The organism is Agrobacterium sp. ST15.13.013, from assembly GCF_027956525.1.
Lineage (GTDB): Bacteria > Pseudomonadota > Alphaproteobacteria > Rhizobiales > Rhizobiaceae > Agrobacterium > Agrobacterium salinitolerans.
Window position 1 is genome coordinate 112,429 of the sequence record NZ_JAQKGP010000004.1, and the last position, 18,104, is coordinate 130,532.

Below are 18,104 nucleotides of genomic sequence, written 5' to 3' on the forward strand. Positions count from 1 at the left end.
GGCATTTTCACTCTCGGTTGCACTGGTTATACCGTCATGGAACACCCGCGCAAGCATGAACGGAGAAGACGATGACCGCTGCCGAGACCATCCGCGCCTATTACGATGCCTTCAACCGTCAGGACATGGATGCCTTCCTGGCGCTGCTTCACGATGAAGTGGTGCATGACATCAATCAGGGCGAGCGCCAGACCGGCAAGGCCGCCTTTGCCTCCTTCATGGACCACATGAACCGCTGCTATAGGGAAAACCTCACCGATATGGTGATCATGGCGAGCGATGACGGCAAACGCGCATCCGCCGAATTCGTCGTGAACGGCCAATATCTCAAGACCGACGAAGGGTTGCCCGAGGCTAATGGCCAAAAATACGTCCTGCCAGCCGGTGCCTTTTTCGACCTGAAGGACGGAAAAGTTAGCCGAGTAACGAACTACTATAACCTCAACGATTGGATTGCCCAAGTCGGCGCTTGACACCTCTATTTGTCGCGGAGCAACCGGCGGCGAAGATGGTCACAATTTCCACTATCATGGATATTGACTCCATCATATGAGAATGCAATTCTCATATGATGGAAAACGAAGATCATATTCTCGATCGCTCGATCGGCGAGCGGATCAAAACGTTGCGGGCTGAAAACGGCCTGACGCTGGACAGGCTAGCGTCCGAATCCGGCGTCAGCCGAGCCATGATTTCCCGTATCGAACGTGGAGAGGCGAGCCCCACGGCGTCGCTGCTCGCCCGCATCTGCGCAGCACTTGGCCTGTCGCTCTCCGGTTTCTTCGCCGAAGACGAAGAGGTTGTTTCCCCCCTGGTGAGAAAGCGGGATCAGCAGCTCTGGAAAGATCCGGAGACGGGCTATGTACGCCGCGCCATCTCCCCGCCACGTATGGGGTCTGACGTTGATATCGTTGAAGTCGAATTTCCAGCAGGCACGCGTGTCGGTTTTCCGCCGCATGCGGCAAGCCGGGGCATGACGCAATATGTCTGGCTCTTCGAAGGCGTTCTGGAGATGACGAGCGGCGATGTCGTGCATCTGATGGAACCCGGAGATTGCCTTTTCATGCCGGTTGGAGAAGGGCATGTCTTTCACAATCCTTCCGAAAAACCCGCCCGTTATGCCGTCGTGCTGGATCAAAGACAGCGCTGATTTTTCCTGACAGGAGTTTTTATGGCCACAATCCGCGTGTTGAACGGGCAAGAGACGCTCGACGTCCTGCCGGAACTCTGCGAAGTCCTCTCCACCTGCGTGAACGGCGGCGCATCCGTTGGTTTCATGTTGCCCTTTTCCCCACGGGACGCCGAGTCATTTTGGCGGGATGTGGCAGCTGCCGTGGGACTAGGCGGCACAATTCATGTGGTGGCGGAAGTGGATGGCATGGTGGTGAGCACCGTACAGGTGGGCCTCGCTTCCAAACCCAACCAGCCGCATCGCGGCGATCTGATGAAGCTTCTCGTGCATCCCTCGGCGCGCGGTCTCGGACTTGCCCGCGAACTCATGCAGAAGGTGGAAGAAGAGGCGGCGAAGCGTGGCCGCACCCTTCTGGTGCTGGATACGGCCACGGGCAGCGATGCGGAGGCGATCTATCCCCGTCTCGGGTGGGAGCGGGTCGGCGTCATTCCTGACTACGCCCTGTTTCCCGATGGGCGTTATTGCGGCACGACCCTTTTTTACAAGCGGATCGGCCAGAGCGTTTAGGCTGCCTATTGCCCTGGCTTCAGCGTGCGGTTGAAGGCGGCAACAATCATCTTTTCCAGTTCAGCATGAATATCTGCACGGTCGCGCGGCCCGGCCGGTTCGCAGATCGGATCGCGCTCACCGACGGATTTGAGAAACGCATCGGCTTCCGGCTTGCAAAGGGGCAGAAAGCTGAAATGGTTTGCCTCATCCACCTGCTGATAGGTTGAACCGGGCACCTCGGCTGCGAGTTTGTCAGCCAGCACAGCCGGCGGTATTTTCCCTTTGCCGCCGAGATTAATGAAGGTCAGTGGAATATCGATTTGTTTCAGGCCCTCCAGCTGGAAGGCGAGCGCCAGGCCGGGATCGACGAGCACGGCGGAACGGATGCGGGGATCGCGGTTCTGCTGCTCGAACTGCGTCTTATCGATGGTTCTGAGGTCGAGCTTCGGCACGCTGACCGGCTCGTTATTGACATAACCCCGGCCGCCGGCGAACCACTGGCAATCCATCATCGCCGCATAATCCTCGCAATAGCGCCTATACGCGTTGAGATCGGCGCGTGCGCCCGAAATCTCCATTGCCGCGCTGCCGCCCAGCGAAAACCCAAGGACGCCGATCCTCTGCGCATCAATGACGCTTGACCATTTGCCTTGCGTCGTCAGCGCCGTGAGAATCGAGGAAAGATCGTCTGTCCGTTCCCAGATTTTCGGCGTGTCCGCAGGTGTGGAATAGCCGCTGGTCGTGCCGGGATGGTTGGTTCCAGCAACGATGAAGCCTTCGCTAGCGAGCTTCGCCGCAATCCACGCCATGGCCTCCGCGCGCGAGCCGGAACCATGGGAGATCAGCACGAGTGGGAAATGTCCGTCCTTGATGGACGCGTCCTTCCGCACTGCCATCCCCTGAAATATGCGGTTATCGCCAGAAAGAGCGGGCGTGCCGGTCCCGCTTTTGGCCGGATACCAAATTGTCACATCAAGGTCCGTGTTGCGCGCCTTGGAGGACACCGGGACGTTCAGAAGTCCAACGTCATCAGCAGCCAATGCCTGCGAGGAAAACGCCGCGCATACCAGAAGTGCGACGAGGGTGTTTTTCAGTGTCATGAGAGCTTCTCCGTTTGACAAGGTGGATGCTCCCGTTCTCTTTTTTGGACGTATAAATGCGTCCTTGATCACGTTTGAGGTCGTACCGAAACGCGATTTGGTCCATGACAGGGCAATAGATCGTCGATCCGGGATATTCTTTCGTGCTTTTCATTCCCCTGCCATTCGTCGTGGCGCTTCTGCTGGTCGTCATGTTCATCGTCTTTTTCCGAAGCGGAGACGATGTGCGGACGAACCGCGCCTTTCTGGCCCTGATCGCGCTTTGTGCGGCGCAATCGGTTCTTGTCGGCCTGCGCTGGGGGTATGGCGTCAATGCCGTGCGTTATGTCCTGCCGGTTCTCGCCGCCTGCCTGCCACCACTTGTCTATATCGCCTTTCGCGGCTTGATGAGGGTCGGGGCAGACAGCAGAAGGACGATGCTGGCAGGTCTTGTGCTCTCGCCTCTGTTGATCATCGTTCTCGAGTTCGCCCTGCCGGTGGCGATCGATCTTGCCTTGATCCTCATCTTTGTCGGCCATGCCGCCGCACTGCTTCTTCTTGGAGGAAGGGGGCCGGATGGGCTGGACGAGGCGCAATTCGCCAGCGTCAGTTCGGCGCATGGGGCGCTCATCATTGCTGCCATTGCCCTTTGCGTTTCGGCACTGTTCGACCTTCTGGTGTTTCTCGATTTTGAAGGGGCGCACGGAGAGAATGTCGCCGCACTCGTCAGCAATGCCAATCTTTTCGGGCTGTTGTTGATCGGTCTGATGGCCGCTATGGCTGGAAAAAGCAAAGCACCGCAAGCGGCTATAGAGCTTGCTGAGGAATCGCCGCTTTCGGTGGAACCATCGAAACAGGATCGAGACATTGTGGCAAGCCTCGACCAACTGATGACAACACAGGCGCTTTACCGTGACGAGAACCTCAATCTGACGCGGCTGGCCAGACGCCTCGGCCTGCCAAGCCGGCAGATTTCCGGGGCCATCAATCGTTCCCTCGGCATCAATGTCTCGCAATATGTCAACCAACTTCGTATCCGCGAAGCGTGCCGGCTGCTGGAAGAGACGGAGCAATCGGTAACGGCGATCATGTTTTCCTCGGGTTTCCAGACCAAGTCCAACTTCAACCGGGAATTCCGCCGCGTCACCGGCATGAGCCCGGTGGACTGGCGTGAACGGCAGGTATGGAAGCTGGTCTCGCCAAACAAAACGGCCACCCGGCAGATGCCGGATGACCGTTTGAAGATCGTCGGGAAATGATGGGAATCAGAGCGTGCCGTTACGCTGCTGGATCATCATGTAGGTGTCGTAGGTATATTCAGCGATCTGCGCCCAGAGATAAGCGTCCTTCTTGAAGGCCTGCTGGCTCTCGTAGATTTTCTTGAAGCTCTCGTTCTTGGCCGAAATATCCGCGTAGGTTTCCTGCGCCGCCTTATGGCAGACATCGAGGATTTCCTGGCTGAACGGGCGCAAGATAGCGCCCTGCGCCACGAGTTCCTTCAGGGCTTGCGGATTGCGCGCATCGTAACGTTCCAGCATGCTGGCGCTGCCGGCGGCGCAGGCATCCTTCAGAATGCGCTTGTAGTTCTCGGGCAGTTCATTGAACTTCTGCAGGTTCACGAAGGCATGAACGGCCGGGCCGCCTTCCCACCATGCCGGATAGTAGTAGTATTTTGCGACCTTGTAGAAGCCGAGCTTCTGGTCGTCATAGGGGCCGACAAATTCGGTAGCGTCGATCGTGCCTTTTTCCAGCGCGGCATAAACGTCGCCGCCGGCGATCTGCTGCGGTGTCACGCCAACCTTCTGCATCACCTGGCCGGTGAGGCCGGCAATGCGCATCTTCAGACCCTTGAGGTCATCGATCGTGTTGATTTCCTTGCGGAACCAGCCGCCCATCTGGGCGCCGGTATTGCCGAGAAGGATCGAATAGATATTGTGCTGGGCAAGGAATTCATTGAGCAGCTCATTGCCGCCGGCCTGATTGAACCAGGCATTTGTCTGGCGCGCGTTGAGGCCGAAGGGAACCGAGGTGCCGAGTGCGAAGGTCGGGTCCTTGCCGACGTAATAATAGGCGCAGGTATGCGCCATTTCGACGGTTCCGGCCGTCACCGCGTCCGCCGCCTGCAACGCTGGCACGATTTCACCGCCGGCAAAGTGCTGAATGACGAAGTTGCCGCCGGAGGCTTCCTTGACATGGTCGGCGACGATCTGGCCGGCCCCGAAAAGAATGTCGAGGCCCTTGGTGAAGGACGATGTCATGCGCCAGGTGATCTTGGGATTTTCCTGTGCAATGGCCGGAGCGGCAAGCGCCGTTGCTGTAACACCGGCGCTAAGAGCGCCCGCCTTGCGGATAAATGATCTGCGATCCATGTCGATAAGCCCTGCTATGTCTGCATATGACGGGCGAACCGTACGGTACGCCTCCCGCCGGCTACTAATCATTTATCCTTGCGGTCATCAAGAGGGAATGTTCGAAACTTGCGTGATCATCGGTAATGCTTGGCGAATGTTGCTTCTTCACGTCTCTCCGTATCATTTGCTGCGCATCAACGCCGGGTCGTCCAGTGCGGGATTGTAAAACAGCGAAAGTGTCAGGCTTCTGGCGATGCGTTCGGCCGTTTCCATGAACCAGTCATGGGCCTGTCTGCTCGGCGCGATATCGTCGAGCGTGGTTGAAAAAAGCGCAAGCCATTGCGGGAAAAGCTCCGCCGACATGCCCTTTACGCCGAGATGCGCCTGCACGGGCTTGCCGCCGTAACCGCCGTTCTTGAAGGCCACTGCCGCCCAGAACTGTTTCATCCTTGTCATATGTTCCGGCCAGCGCCCGTCAAGCCGTGCATCAAAAACCGGGCCGAGCGTGGGATGGGCGAGAACGCGTCCGTAAAATGTTTCCACCAACACATCGATAAATCCGGCATCCACGCCGATCGCAGCCATGGCTTTTTCCGCCCTGTCCTGAATTTCCGCGCTGTGGGTGGCTCTGGCCGCAATGTCGTCCTGCATGGTGTTTCCTTTTTGGGCGAATTTACCCTGCTGCGATGCGACCCGCAATGCGACCCTTTGCCTTGTTAGAATTATTCTAAAATGACTTGATCCTGTCGCGGCGGAGATGTATTTAGAATTATTCTAAAAAAGGTTTCAGCCATGTTTCGTAGTCTTTTCTCCCTGTCCAAACGTCCCTTTTCTTCCCTTGGCGAACAGGAAATCCTAGCGCTCGCAATTTCGTCTGAAGAAGACGATTCCCGCATCTATCGTTCCTATGCCGATCATCTGCGTGTGCAATATCCGCAATCGGCGAAAGTCTTCGATGATATGGCCGAGGTTGAGCAGCAGCATCGAAACGTGCTGATCGACATGCATCGCCGCCGTTTCGGAGAGACGATCCCGCTCATCCGTCGCGAACATGTACGTGGTTTTTATGAGCGCACCCCGGACTGGCTGGTGAAGAATCTGTCGCTGGAAAAAATCCGCGGCCAGGCCGAATTGATGGAAGCCCAGGCAATCCGTTTTTACGATGAGGCCGTCAAACGCACCAGCGATGCCTCGACGCGCAAGCTTCTCGGCGATCTGGCCGAGGCGGAGCGGGGGCATGAAGACATCGCGCAGATGCTGGAAGAGAAACATCTCGATGAGGATGGCAAGACCGAAGAGGCGGAAACCGCAAGGCGGCAATTTCTTCTGACCTATGTGCAGCCCGGTCTCGCGGGATTGATGGATGGTTCCGTTTCAACGCTCGCGCCGATCTTTGCGGCCGCCTTTGCAACGCAGGATACCTGGCAGACCTTTCTCATCGGTCTTTCCGCCTCCGTCGGTGCGGGTATCTCCATGGGCTTCACAGAGGCCGCCCACGACGATGGCAAGCTTTCCGGCCGTGGATCACCGCTGAAGCGCGGCCTGGCCTCGGGTATCATGACGGCCGTTGGCGGTCTCGGCCACGCGCTACCCTATCTCATTCCGCATTTCTGGACAGCAACGGCGATTGCCGCCATCGTTGTTTTCGTGGAGCTCTGGGCTATCGCCTTCATTCAGAACCGTTTCATGGAAACGCCGTTTCTTCGCGCCGTATTTCAGGTGGTGCTGGGTGGTTCGCTGGTGCTCGCGGCGGGTATTATCATCGGTAACGGGTGAGAAAAGAAAGAGCCCGCTACCGCGGGCTCCAATCTCTCAGACGCGGAACTTTAAGCGTCAGCGCAATGCGCCAACCAGAACGTCGCGGCCATCCTCGATGGAGACCCAACGGCCCGTGTTGAAGGACGCCTGTCGCTTCAGATAGGTGTAGTTGGTGTCGGTCCACAGCTTCACGTCGTCGGTGAGGTTGTCGAGAATGTAATCACCGTCCGTGGTGCGGAGCGTCAGCACGGCATGGCCTTCGCCGTCAGGCTTGCGCACGACTGTTATCAGCAGATCGGCGACGGAAAAACCGCGCTCGATCAGCTTCTTGCGCTTCAGCAGCACGAAATCTTCGCAGTCGCCGGCGGTCGTCGGATATTCCCAGACCTCGTCCTTGCCGTAGATTTCCTGGTCGGTCATCGCCACGATGGTCGTGTTGACGGACGTATTGATCTCGCGAATGACGCCCCAGCCATATTCGGTAACGCGCGGCGGCGGCGTGACCTTGCTACGGATGTTGCATTCGTCGGCATATTTCTGACAGAACTCGTAATGGCCGATCGGCTGGGAGGTAATACCGCCCGTCACCATGGAAGGGCTTCCCTTGGTTTCCGCGGTGGCGGAGGCGGCAGTCATTAGCCCGGCGGCAACTGCAAACAGCAGCGCACGCGCCAGCGGTGCGTTCATCATGAAACCCGTCCCTTAAATTCTTAATGAAAAGTTAAGAGGGATCGGGGGTGCGAGTCAATCATTAGCAAACGGCGGTCCTCAAGACTCGCTGAATATGGTTAAGAGCGTTGCGCAAATGCCTATATTGCAAGGGCTTTGGCAGCTGCGAGCATCCGCTCGATATCCTGCGGTCGGGAAAGCCGATGGTCTCCGTCGCGGATCAGCGTCAGCACCACATCGTCGGCAGGAAGATGTTCGATGAGTTTCAAAGCATGCTGATAGGGAACGTCTGGGTCACGCATGCCCTGCAGGATGTGGACGGGGCAGTCGGTGGTGATGATGCCCGTGAGCACGTGGTTCTGCTTTCCGTCTTCCATCAGTGCGCGGGTGAAGATGTTGGGCTCGGGGCTATACTCCGAATGTTCCTCGAAGTAACCCCGTTCTGCGAGAGAGGCTTTTTCCGCATCCGAAAGGCTCGGCTCTATCAGTTCCTGCGTGAAATCAGGCGCAGGCGCAATGAGAACCAGACCGGCGACGGAGGGTGCGCCGCCCGCCTTGCGAAGCTCCTCGACCATGCGCAATGCAATCCATCCACCCATCGACGAGCCAACGAGAATGACCCGTGACGGCGCTTTTGCACGCACCACCGCTAGTGCCTCTTCGAGCCATCTCGAGATCGTGCCTTTGTTGAAATCACCGCCGGAAGCCCCGTGCCCGGAATAATCGAGGCGCAGGCAACCAAGGCCGTTTTCCGCGGCGAAGCGGTCAAGCTCAATTGCCTTGGTGCCCGTCATATCGGAACGGTATCCGCCCAACCAGACGAGCATGGGCGCGTCCTGTTGCGATGTTGCGCGGCGATGAAGGAAGGCAATGTTGCGGGCGTCATCGCCCATTCCTATATGCAGAAATTCAATGGCTTGTTCGGTCATGTATATGCAATTCTCCTGATTTTCCTGCAATATCGGCGGCGTATTTGCAAAATCCGTGGCAACAGGTGATCTTTTCGGGCAGATATGCTATTGACTTCGCCGCGGCAATAACGACATTTCCGCCACTTGTACCAAACAAGCTGTTTTTTGTTGACGTGATCCAGAAACAGATCAGGAGAATACGACCATTCGCAGACCTTTCAAAGCCGATGCCCCCGTCAAGGAGGGGCCGCGCTCCAACCGGGAAATTCGGGTTCCCAGAGTTCAGCTTATTGATGAAGAGGGCCAGAACCTCGGTAGCATGCCGACGGATCAGGCTTTGAAAATGGCGGAAGAGGCCGGTCTCGATCTCGTCGAGATTTCGCCGAACGCAGAGCCGCCGGTATGCAAGATCCTCGATCTCGGCAAGCTTAAGTACTCGACCCAGAAAAAGGCCGCTGAAGCGCGCAAGAAACAGAAAATCGTCGAAGTCAAGGAAATCAAGATGCGCCCCAACATCGACACGCATGATTATGACGTGAAGATGAAGGCGATGAACCGTTTCTTTGACGAAGGTGACAAGGTGAAGGTGACGCTGAAGTTCCGTGGCCGTGAAATGGCCCACCAGGAACTCGGCATGAAGCTTCTCCTCCAGGTGAAGGAAGACACCCAGGCGATTGCCAAGGTGGAAGCCGAGCCGAAGCTCGAAGGCCGTCAGATGATGATGGTTCTCGCCCCGAAATAACTTGCGCCAGCCTTTTAAGGCCGCATGAATAGCCATCGCAAGGGGAAGTTTGCTTTCCCCGTTGCGCTTTTAGCCGACTGCGGTTATAAGCGCGCGTCCGAACGGTCCGGCAGGGCATGCCGAGGCCGTTCCTGAATAGCTTGAAATAGGCCTCGTCTGCCTGTTTCGATACAAAAACGGAGTAGCAAAATGCCCAAGATGAAGACGAAGTCCGCTGCAAAAAAGCGGTTCAAGATCACCGCCACCGGCAAGGTTGTTGCAGCTGCCGCCGGTAAGCGCCACGGCATGATCAAGCGTACCAACAAGTTCATTCGCGACGCGCGCGGAACCATGGTTCTCGCCGAAGCTGACGGCAAGAAGGTCGTCAAGAACTACCTGCCGAACGGTCTCTGAGACTTTTCCGCACTTTTGGACACTTTAAGGAGATCATGACATGGCACGCGTAAAACGTGGCGTAACTTCCCGCGCCAAGCACACCAAGACACTCAAGGCAGCCAAGGGCTTCTACGGCCGCCGCAAGAACACCATCCGCGCAGCAAAGGCCGCCGTGGATCGTTCCAAGCAGTACGCCTACCGCGACCGCAAGGTTAACAAGCGCAACTTCCGCGCTCTGTGGATCCAGCGTATCAACGCTGCTGTTCGCGAATTCGGCCTGACCTATGGCCGCTTCATCGACGGCCTGAACAAGGCTGGCATCGAAGTCGACCGCAAGGTTCTGTCCGACATGGCTATCCATGAGCCGGCAGCATTCGGCGCGCTCGTCGAAGCAGCAAAGAAGGCGCTTGAGTACCTCAAGGATGCCGGCACGGCCAACGAGTTTGAAACCGCTGTAAAGTAATTACGGCGCGGACAATCTGTTGTTCATTTGAAACCCGCGTCGGGAAACCGGCGCGGGTTTTTCGTTTTGAGCTGCTGATAATTTCCATCGGTATTTTTTAATTTAGAAATTTAGAAGAGTTGGAGTATTCACGCCGTTTGGAGCGAAACCCTTGGTGGATGGAAATGCTGGTCAATAAAAGTGAGGTTGTGGAAGCGGAAGGTTTTCGCGTTCATCTCGAAGACGATGATATCGCAACCGTGATGCGCGTCCTCCTGAAAAGTGACCGGCGCATTCAGAAGGTCGAGCTTTCGCAGCTGACGGTGTGGATCAAACGGCAGGGCACGGAACGGGTGACCTGGTGGATGAAAATGCAGAAGCTGCTGTCGAAACTTCTGCCCTACACTTTTCTTCGTCCTTCCGAACCGCTTGACGGTGCGGGCCTCATGCAGCGAGAACTGGAAACATTGCAGCAGTTCCAGCAACGCGGCTTCCCGGTTCCGCCGCTGATCTATTCTTCACGCACGGCGGTGGTGCTGGGAGATGTCGGCCCAACGCTCATGGAGCGGATGGATGCGCTGAAGTCGTCCGATCCGGTAGAGCATGACGCCTTGCTTGTGAAATCCGCAGAAGCGCTCGGCGAGCTGCATGCTGCGGGCCTCTGCCACGGTCGCCCGCATGTGCGTGATTTCTTTTTAAAGGACGGCCGTGTCGGTTTCATGGATTTCGAGGAGCGCCCGCAGGAGGTCATGCCGCTTGAAACGGCGCAGGCCCGCGATATCTGGCTGCTGTTTCTGCAGGTCGCGACCCGTGCCTGTGATGCCCCTAAAACCCGCGATGCGGCCTTTTCACGCTGGCTTGAAAACGCCCCACTGCGGGCAGTCGAAGAATTAAGCCGCCTGACCCGCATTCTCGGGCGATTTTTACCGCTTGCCCGGTTGATCGGGCGCGTGCGGATGGGTAGTGATCTGCGACGCTTTATCATGGCGACCGACTATCTGATGAATGCTGTGAACACCGACGCCGCTGTAAAAAAGTCCAGCAAGGCAGGAAAAGATGACTGAACTTGATACCTTGAAATCGCAACTGATGTCGGAGATCGCCGCCGCTGCCGACGAGCCGGCCATCGAAGCCGTGCGCGTCTCTGCGCTTGGCAAGAAAGGCTCGGTTTCGGAGCTTTTGAAGACGCTTGGCAGCATGACGCCGGAAGAGCGGCAGACGCGTGGCGCTGCCATCAACCAGCTCAAGACCGAAATCACCGACCTCATTAGCGAGCGCAAGAACGCGCTGAAGGATGAGGCCATCGCCGCCCGGCTTAAGGCGGAAACGGTGGATGTCAGCCTGCCGGTGCGCCAGTCTCCGGCCGAGCGCGGCCGCATTCATCCGATCAGCCAGATCGTCGATGAAATCACCGCTATCTTCGCGGATATGGGTTTCTCGATCGCCGAAGGTCCGGATATCGAAACCGACTATTACAACTTCACGGCGCTGAATTTCCCGGAAGGTCATCCGGCCCGCGAAATGCACGACACCTTCTTCTTGCCACCGGATGAAAACGGCGAGCGCAAGGTGCTGCGTACGCACACCTCGCCCGTGCAGATCCGCACCATGGAAAGCCAGAAGCCGCCGATCCGCATCGTCATTCCGGGCAAGACCTATCGTCAGGATTCCGATGCCACCCATTCGCCGATGTTCCATCAGGTCGAAGGTCTTGTCATCGACAAGAAGGCGCATGTTGGTAATCTGCGCTGGGTGCTGGAAGAGTTCTGTAAGACCTTCTTCGAGGTCGACAGCGTCGTCATGCGCTTCCGCCCATCCTTCTTCCCCTTCACGGAGCCGAGCTTCGAGGTGGATATCCAGTGCGACCGTTCTGGCCCAATCGTGAAGTTCGGCGAAGGCACGGACTGGATGGAAATCCTCGGTTGCGGCATGGTGCACCCCAATGTGCTGCGCGCTGGCGGGCTTGACCCGGATGAATATCAGGGCTTTGCCTGGGGCATGGGCCTCGACCGCATCGCAATGCTGAAATACGGCATGCCTGACCTGCGTGATTTCTTCAACGCCGATGTCCGCTGGATGACCCATTACGGCTTCCGCCCGCTCGACATGCCGACGCTATTCGGCGGTCTGAGCGTTTAATCCGGTTAGCCAAGGAGCAAAGACATGAAATTCACTCTTTCCTGGCTGAAAGAGCATCTCGAAACGGATGCGACGCTGGACGAGATCTGCGAACGGTTGACGGCAATTGGCCTCGAGGTCGAAGACGTCGATGACAAGGCGGCCTACAAGCCTTTCGTCATTGCCAAGGTGGTTTCCGCTGAAAAACACCCCGAGGCCGACCGCCTCAAGGTGCTGATGGTCGATGCCGGAGACGGCAAACCGGTGCAGATCGTCTGCGGCGCGCCGAATGCACGCGCCGGCCTCGTCGGTGCGCTCGCGCGTCCGGGCGTCTATGTTCCGGGCATCGACGTCACCCTTGCAGTCGGCAAGATACGCGGCGTGGAAAGCCACGGCATGATGTGCTCCGAAAAGGAGCTCAACATCTCCGACGATCATGACGGCATCATCGATCTGCCGGAAGACGCGCCGGTCGGCACGTCTTTCGCGACCTATGCCGGACTTGACGATCCGGTCATCGAGATCAATCTGACGCCAAACCGTCCGGATTGCACTTCGATCTATGGCATCGCCCGCGATCTCGCCGCGTCCGGTCTCGGCAAGCTGAAGACGAGACCCGCGCCGTCCTTCAAGGTGGAAGGCGCAACGCCTGTGGACGTGAGGCTGGAACTGGACGACACTGCCCTTTGCCCCGGCTTCTCGTTGCGCATCGTGCGCGGCGTGACGAATGGCCCAAGCCCGAAATGGATGCAGCAGCGCCTGATGGCAATCGGCCTGCGCCCCATCAATGCGCTTGTCGACATCACCAACTACATGACCTTCGATCAGGGTCGGCCGATGCACGTCTTCGATGCCGCCAAGGTCAAAGGCGATCTCACGGTTCGCCGTGCGAAAGAAGGCGAGACCATCCTCGCGCTCGACCAGCGCGAATATAAGCTCGGTCCGAACAATGTCGTCATCGCCGATGAAAAAGGCCTCGAGTCCATTGGCGGCGTTATGGGCGGCGAACATTCCGGCTGCGATGAAAACACCGTCGACGTGCTGATCGAATCCGCTCTCTGGGATCCGATCAACATCGCCAAGACCGGCCGTTCGCTCGGCATCATCACAGATGCGCGTTATCGTTTCGAGCGCGGTGTCGATCCGGAATATATGGTTCCGGGTCTGGAACGCACCACCGAGCTGGTTCTGGAACTCTGCGGTGGCATTGCCGGGGAAGCCAAAGTCGTTGGCTACAAGGGCCATCAGCCAAAGGTCGTGGATTTCCCGCTGACGGAGGTGAAGCGCCTGACAGGTCTGGAAGTGTCGGCGCAGGAGAGTCTCACCATTCTCAAGGGGCTCGGTTTCGGCGTCGAGGGAACGGGCGAGCGCGTATCCGTCACCGTGCCGTCCTGGCGCCCGGATGTTGATGGCAAGGCCGATCTGGTGGAAGAAGTCATGCGAATTCATGGCGTCGATAACATCAAGCCGGAACCGCTGGAAAGCTTCGGTGCCGTCAACGGCCGTATCCTGACCACGCTGCAGATCCGCACCCGCACCGCGCGCCGTGCGCTGGCAAGCCGCGGCATGCTCGAGGCCGTCACCTGGTCCTTCATCCCGGAAGCGCAGGCGAAACTCTTCGGCGGTGGTTCGCCGGCCCTGAAGCTCGCAAACCCGATTGCGGCCGATATGTCTGACATGCGGCCCTCGCTGCTGCCCGGCCTGCTGACCGCCGCACAGCGCAATGCCGACAAGGGCTATGGTGACGTCGCGATCTTCGAGGTTTCCGGCACCTATGAGGGCGATACACCTGATAAGCAACGCCGCGTTGCCGGCGGCGTTCGCCGTGGAACGGCCTCGCTGGCGGGTAGCGGCCGCATGTGGTCCAATGCTTTGAAGGGCGGCGGTAAGCCGGTCGATGTCTATGATGCCAAGGCCGATGCGCTTTCGGTGCTCGAAGCCTGCGGCCTGCCTATGGCCAATGTGCAGATTGAGGCCGGCGGCCCCTCCTGGTATCATCCCGGCCGTTCCGGCACCATCAAGATGGGTCCGAAGGTCGTGCTCGGTTATTTCGGTGAATTCCACCCGAAGACGCTGTCCGAACTGGATGTCTCCGGCGCCTATTGCGGTTTCGAGATTTATCTCGACGCCATGCAGGAGCCGAAGAAGAAGGCAACCCGCACCAAGCCTGCGCTTGAGCTTTCACCCTTCCAGGCGGTGAAGCGCGACTTCGCCTTCGTGGTCGACAAGTCGGTGGAAGCGGGCGCCATCATCAAGGCGGCTACAAGCGCCGACCGCAAGCTGATCGCCGGCGTCAACGTCTTCGACATCTTTGAAGGCGCCTCGCTCGGCGAAAACCGCAAGTCGGTAGCCATCGAGGTCCAGATCCAGCCGGTCGACAAGACGCTGACGGACGAGGATTTCGAAGCCTTGACGGCCAAGATCGTCGGCAATGTCGAGAAATCGACGGGCGGCGTCCTGCGCGCCTGAGCCTGAGGGCATCTGTCGGAATGAACAAAGCCGCGGCGGTTGCCGCGGCTTTTTGTTTCTAGCGATTGGCCATCCGTGACATCTGTTCTGGGTAACGCGCGCCGGCGACTTTTGCGGGCGAAAGTAGCGCGCCGAGGCTGGCGGCTTCTTCTGCCGTCAGCGATACCTCCGCCGCGGCAACATTCTTCTCCAGATTGGCGATTTTTGTCGTGCCGGGAATAGGAACGATGAAGTCGCCCTGCGCCAGAACCCAGGCCAGAGCCAGTTGTCCGGCGGTCACGCCCTTCTCAGTCGCCATGTCCTCCAGAAGCTTGATGAGCGCCAGATTGGCGTCGAAGTTTTCGCTTTGAAAACGCGGCAGGCCGCGGCGAAAGTCGTCCGATGCAAGTCCGTCGAGCGTCTTCAATGCGCCAGTCAAAGCGCCGCGTCCAAGTGGACTGAAAGGGACGAAACCGATGCCGAGTTCGCGGCAGGTCTCCAGCACGCCGTTTTCCTCCACGTCGCGGGTCCATAGCGAATATTCGCTCTGAATGGCCGCAATCGGATGAACAGCGTGCGCTTTGCGAAGTGTTTCGGCGCTCGCTTCCGACAGGCCGAGATGCTTCACTTTGCCCTGTCGCACCAGCTCGGCCATGGCGCCGACCGTGTCTTCGATCGGAACATTCGGATCGACGCGATGCTGGTAGAACAGGTCGATCTCATCGACGCCAAGGCGTTTGAGAGAGGCTTCGGCGACGGCGCGCACATTTTCCGGGCGACTGTCGGTGCCTACCATCATCTGGCCAGCGGGTTTGGTGGTGTCGATTTTGAAGCCGAACTTGGTGGCGATGACCACCTTGTCGCGATAGGGCTTCAAACCCTTGCCGACAAGGATTTCGTTGTTGTAAGGCCCGTAAACCTCCGCCGTATCGAAAAAGGTAACGCCGAGTTCGACGGCGCGGTGCAGCGTTGCAATTGCGCTGCTCTCATCGCCGGTCGGGCTATAGGCATGGGTCATACCCATGCAGCCGAGGCCAAGCGCCGAAACGGAAAGGTTGTTTCCGAGGGTTCTTTTTTTCATTTGTACGTCCTTCCATAAGGAACCGCCCATCGCTAGGGGCGTGGTTAGAAAATAGCGTCTCATGGCGATAAAAATAATCGCTGCAAATCCGTGTGGGTTGTTCTATCATTTAGAACAATGAACCGTGTGCAACTCTCCCAGCTGGCCGTTCTGGCCGCCGTTGCCGAAGGCCGCAGCTTTCGCAAGGCCGCCGCCGAACTTGCCATTGCCCCTTCCGCCGTCAGCCATGCGGTGTCATCGCTGGAGGCGAGCCTTGGGCTACGCCTGCTTCATCGTACCACCCGCAGCGTCTCACCGACAGAGGAGGGCAGGCGGCTTCTCGAGACGCTTGGCCCTGCACTTGCGGATATCGATGCGGTCATCGAGACCCTCGCCGAGCATGGCGGGAGACCGGCCGGCCCCCTGCGCATCACTCTGCCGAGACTGGCCGCCGAGGACCTCATCGTGCCACGGCTGGGTGAATTCCTGCGGCTCTATCCCGATATTTCACTCGAAATTTCAACCGACGACCGCTTCGAGGATATTGTCGCAAAGGGTTTCGATGCCGGGCTGCGGCTTGGGGAGCACCTCGATGCGGATATGATTGCGGTTAAAGCCAGCGGCGCGTGGCGCGGCGCAATTGTTGGCTCTCCGTCCTATTTTGCGGAAAATCCATCGCCACGCGATCCCAGGGATCTCATTCGGCATCGCTGCATTCGCCGGCGTTTCGCTAGCGGCCTTATCTATCGCTGGGAACTGGAGAAGAATGGCAAGCCATTGGTGGTCGATGTGCAAGGGCCGCTGATCCTGTCGGACCAGAGCCTCATTCGACGGGCGGCGATTGACGGCGCAGGGCTTGCCTTCGTTTTTGAGCAGCGTGTCGAGGACGATATCAGGGAGGGAAAGCTGATCCGCGTGCTGGAGGACTGGTGTGCGCCCTTCGACGGTTTTTACATTTATTATCCCTCACGCCGGCAGATGCGTCCGGCGCTGAGGGCTTTCGTGGATTTTTTCCGCTACCGGGGCTGATCAGAACTTGATGCGATAGCGGATATGGCCGTCGCTTTTGACGTAGCTGTCGTAAAGCTTCTGGGCACGATGATTATGCTCGTCCGTATTCCAGTAAAGCCGTGACCAGCCCTTGTCCTTGCAAATAGTGATCAGGTCATCCATCAACGCCCGGCCCGTGCCCTTGCCACGGATTTCGCCATCGACGAATAAATCCTCCAGATAGCAGTCCGGTGTCTTCACCCAGGTGGAATCATGGAAATGGTGGACGGCGAAACCGGCCATGCGCTTGCCGAGCATGGCCACCCGCATGGAAACACGGGATGTGGGATCGAGGATACGCGCCCAGGTGTGTTCCGTCACATCATCGGCAAGATCAACCTCGTAAAAGGCGAGGTAATCGTTCCAGAGGCGCAGCCATTCCGCCCGGTCAGCCGGCTCTGCGTCGCGAATCGTAAGTTCCATCTTATACGCCTGCCTTGTCGAGAAGGGTCATCATCTCATCCGTGAGCTTTAGATCGACGGCGCGTTTGAAGCTTTCAAGCTGCGACAGGCTGGTGGCGCTGGCAATCGGCGCAGTTATCGCCTTTTTCCTTAACAGCCACGCCAGTGCGATATCCGCGAGCTTGGCCCCGGTCTGTACCGCCACAGCATCCATGGCGCCCAAAACGGCGAGACCACGTGTGTTGACATATTCGCCGACGCGATAGCTGCGGGCGACGCCTTCCGTATCGGCCTTGGCGCGATATTTCCCGGTCAGAAAGCCGGCGGCGAGGCTGTAATAGTTGATGACGCCGATCTCTTCCTTGACGCAAAGATCGGCAAGAGGACCTTCAAAATCCGCGCGGTTGTAGAGGTTATATTCCGGCTGCAGCACATCATAACGCGGAAGATTGTTCTTCGCGGCCACGTCCAGCGCCGCCTGAAGCTGGCTCGCGGAATAGTTGGAGCAGCCGATGGCGCGGATTTTCCCCTGTTCCTTCAGCTTTGCGAAGGCGGCAAGCGTCTCCTCCAGCGGCACGTCCGCATCCGGTTTATGGGCGAGATAGAGGTCGATATAGTCAGTCTGCAATCGCTTCAGCGAAGCCTCGACAGCCTCTGCGATCCACCTGGCGCTCAGCCCTGTCTTCTGGCCGCGATTGTCGAAACCGACCTTGGTGACGATCACCGCGTCCTCGCGCTTGACGCTCGATTGCTTCAGCCATTTGCCGATGATCGCCTCGGACTCGCCGCCCACATGCCCATCCGCCCAGGCGGAATAGACATCTGCCGTGTCGATGGCGTTGAACCCGGCGTCGAAAAAAGCGTCGAGCAGGGCAAAGGAAGTCTTCTCGTCCGCTGTCCAGCCGAAGACGTTGCCACCGAAGACGATCGGGGCGATGGAGAGGCCGGTGCGGCCAAGGCTTCGTTTTTCCACGAGGAATGCTCCTGTTGCTGACTTTGCCCCAAGGTTAGCAACTGC

The 18,104-nt window shown here is 58.2% G+C and carries 20 protein-coding genes; 12 read left to right on the top strand and 8 right to left on the bottom strand.

Annotation, left to right across the window (positions count from 1 at the left end; translation table 11 throughout):
- The first annotated feature begins 71 nt into the window (after positions 1 to 71).
- From PL597_RS05900 to PL597_RS05910, 3 genes are all read left to right on the top strand, one after another.
- Positions 72 to 473: a ketosteroid isomerase-related protein gene (locus tag PL597_RS05900; RefSeq protein WP_142913747.1), complete on the top strand. Its 402-nt coding sequence runs from the start codon at positions 72 to 74 to the stop codon at positions 471 to 473.
- Positions 474 to 568: 95 nt separating this feature from the next.
- Entirely contained in the window at positions 569 to 1,150 is a 582-nt protein-coding gene (locus PL597_RS05905; protein WP_416372219.1) for a helix-turn-helix domain-containing protein, read from the top strand.
- A gap of 21 nt (positions 1,151 to 1,171) precedes the next feature.
- Entirely contained in the window at positions 1,172 to 1,699 is a 528-nt protein-coding gene (locus PL597_RS05910; RefSeq protein WP_271364754.1) for a GNAT family N-acetyltransferase, read from the top strand.
- Between the two features lie 5 nt (positions 1,700 to 1,704).
- Here the strand turns inward: PL597_RS05910 and PL597_RS05915 are convergent, their stop codons facing one another.
- Entirely contained in the window at positions 1,705 to 2,781 is a 1,077-nt protein-coding gene (locus PL597_RS05915) for an alpha/beta hydrolase family protein (protein WP_137409606.1), read from the bottom strand.
- 143 nt (positions 2,782 to 2,924) lie between these two features.
- Between PL597_RS05915 and PL597_RS05920 the strand changes: the two genes are divergently transcribed.
- On the top strand, positions 2,925 to 4,019 hold the full coding sequence (locus PL597_RS05920) for a helix-turn-helix domain-containing protein (protein WP_269833579.1): 1,095 nt from the start codon (positions 2,925 to 2,927) through the stop codon (positions 4,017 to 4,019).
- A gap of 6 nt (positions 4,020 to 4,025) precedes the next feature.
- On the opposite strand, the gene PL597_RS05925 is transcribed toward PL597_RS05920, so the two are convergent.
- Positions 4,026 to 5,129 carry a TRAP transporter substrate-binding protein gene (locus PL597_RS05925; protein WP_077984484.1) on the bottom strand — a complete coding sequence of 368 codons (1,104 nt, stop codon included), beginning with the start codon at positions 5,127 to 5,129 and terminating at the stop codon, positions 4,026 to 4,028.
- Between the two features lie 162 nt (positions 5,130 to 5,291).
- Positions 5,292 to 5,762, bottom strand: coding sequence for a group III truncated hemoglobin (locus PL597_RS05930; RefSeq protein WP_137409607.1), 471 nt, complete (start codon positions 5,760 to 5,762; stop codon positions 5,292 to 5,294).
- A 141-nt stretch (positions 5,763 to 5,903) separates the two neighbouring features.
- On the opposite strand from PL597_RS05930, the gene mbfA reads away from it, so the two are divergent.
- Positions 5,904 to 6,887: an iron exporter MbfA gene (gene mbfA / locus PL597_RS05935; RefSeq protein ID WP_077984483.1), complete on the top strand. Its 984-nt coding sequence runs from the start codon at positions 5,904 to 5,906 to the stop codon at positions 6,885 to 6,887.
- A 57-nt stretch (positions 6,888 to 6,944) separates the two neighbouring features.
- Here mbfA and PL597_RS05940 read toward each other — a convergent pair whose 3' ends face one another.
- Both PL597_RS05940 and PL597_RS05945 read right to left on the bottom strand, forming a co-directional pair.
- Positions 6,945 to 7,559, bottom strand: coding sequence for a transglutaminase-like cysteine peptidase (locus PL597_RS05940; protein ID WP_089153251.1), 615 nt, complete (start codon positions 7,557 to 7,559; stop codon positions 6,945 to 6,947).
- Between the two features lie 119 nt (positions 7,560 to 7,678).
- Positions 7,679 to 8,467 carry an alpha/beta hydrolase gene (locus PL597_RS05945; protein WP_271364755.1) on the bottom strand — a complete coding sequence of 263 codons (789 nt, stop codon included), beginning with the start codon at positions 8,465 to 8,467 and terminating at the stop codon, positions 7,679 to 7,681.
- 187 nt (positions 8,468 to 8,654) lie between these two features.
- Between PL597_RS05945 and infC the strand changes: the two genes are divergently transcribed.
- The 6 genes from infC (at position 8,655) to pheT (ending at position 14,595) form a co-directional block, all read left to right on the top strand.
- Positions 8,655 to 9,191, top strand: a complete 537-nt coding sequence (gene infC, locus PL597_RS05950; RefSeq protein ID WP_077224822.1) for a translation initiation factor IF-3 — start codon at positions 8,655 to 8,657, stop codon at positions 9,189 to 9,191.
- A 189-nt stretch (positions 9,192 to 9,380) separates the two neighbouring features.
- Positions 9,381 to 9,584, top strand: a complete 204-nt coding sequence (gene rpmI, locus PL597_RS05955) for a 50S ribosomal protein L35 (RefSeq protein ID WP_003493355.1) — start codon at positions 9,381 to 9,383, stop codon at positions 9,582 to 9,584.
- Positions 9,585 to 9,624: 40 nt separating this feature from the next.
- Positions 9,625 to 10,029, top strand: a complete 405-nt coding sequence (gene rplT / locus PL597_RS05960) for a 50S ribosomal protein L20 (protein ID WP_003493358.1) — start codon at positions 9,625 to 9,627, stop codon at positions 10,027 to 10,029.
- Between the two features lie 164 nt (positions 10,030 to 10,193).
- Positions 10,194 to 11,072 carry a lipopolysaccharide kinase InaA family protein gene (locus PL597_RS05965; protein ID WP_173987901.1) on the top strand — a complete coding sequence of 293 codons (879 nt, stop codon included), beginning with the start codon at positions 10,194 to 10,196 and terminating at the stop codon, positions 11,070 to 11,072.
- Complete coding sequence (pheS, locus tag PL597_RS05970; protein ID WP_271364756.1) at positions 11,065 to 12,147, top strand: phenylalanine--tRNA ligase subunit alpha; 1,083 nt, start codon at positions 11,065 to 11,067, stop codon at positions 12,145 to 12,147. The genes PL597_RS05965 and pheS overlap by 8 nt, the downstream gene beginning before the upstream one ends.
- 24 nt (positions 12,148 to 12,171) lie before the next feature.
- Complete coding sequence (pheT, locus tag PL597_RS05975) at positions 12,172 to 14,595, top strand: phenylalanine--tRNA ligase subunit beta (protein WP_271364757.1); 2,424 nt, start codon at positions 12,172 to 12,174, stop codon at positions 14,593 to 14,595.
- Between the two features lie 58 nt (positions 14,596 to 14,653).
- On the opposite strand, the gene PL597_RS05980 is transcribed toward pheT, so the two are convergent.
- Positions 14,654 to 15,655 carry an aldo/keto reductase gene (locus PL597_RS05980; protein ID WP_142913740.1) on the bottom strand — a complete coding sequence of 334 codons (1,002 nt, stop codon included), beginning with the start codon at positions 15,653 to 15,655 and terminating at the stop codon, positions 14,654 to 14,656.
- Positions 15,656 to 15,772: 117 nt separating this feature from the next.
- Here PL597_RS05980 and PL597_RS05985 point away from each other — a divergent pair, with 117 nt between their 5' ends.
- Complete coding sequence (locus tag PL597_RS05985) at positions 15,773 to 16,663, top strand: LysR family transcriptional regulator (protein ID WP_142913739.1); 891 nt, start codon at positions 15,773 to 15,775, stop codon at positions 16,661 to 16,663.
- On the opposite strand, the gene PL597_RS05990 is transcribed toward PL597_RS05985, so the two are convergent.
- Both PL597_RS05990 and PL597_RS05995 read right to left on the bottom strand, forming a co-directional pair.
- A complete protein-coding gene (locus PL597_RS05990) occupies positions 16,664 to 17,107 on the bottom strand; it encodes a GNAT family N-acetyltransferase (protein ID WP_269825231.1) in 444 nt (147 codons plus the stop codon).
- 1 nt (position 17,108) lies between these two features.
- Positions 17,109 to 18,059: an aldo/keto reductase gene (locus tag PL597_RS05995; protein ID WP_271364758.1), complete on the bottom strand. Its 951-nt coding sequence runs from the start codon at positions 18,057 to 18,059 to the stop codon at positions 17,109 to 17,111.
- Positions 18,060 to 18,104 lie beyond the last annotated feature (45 nt).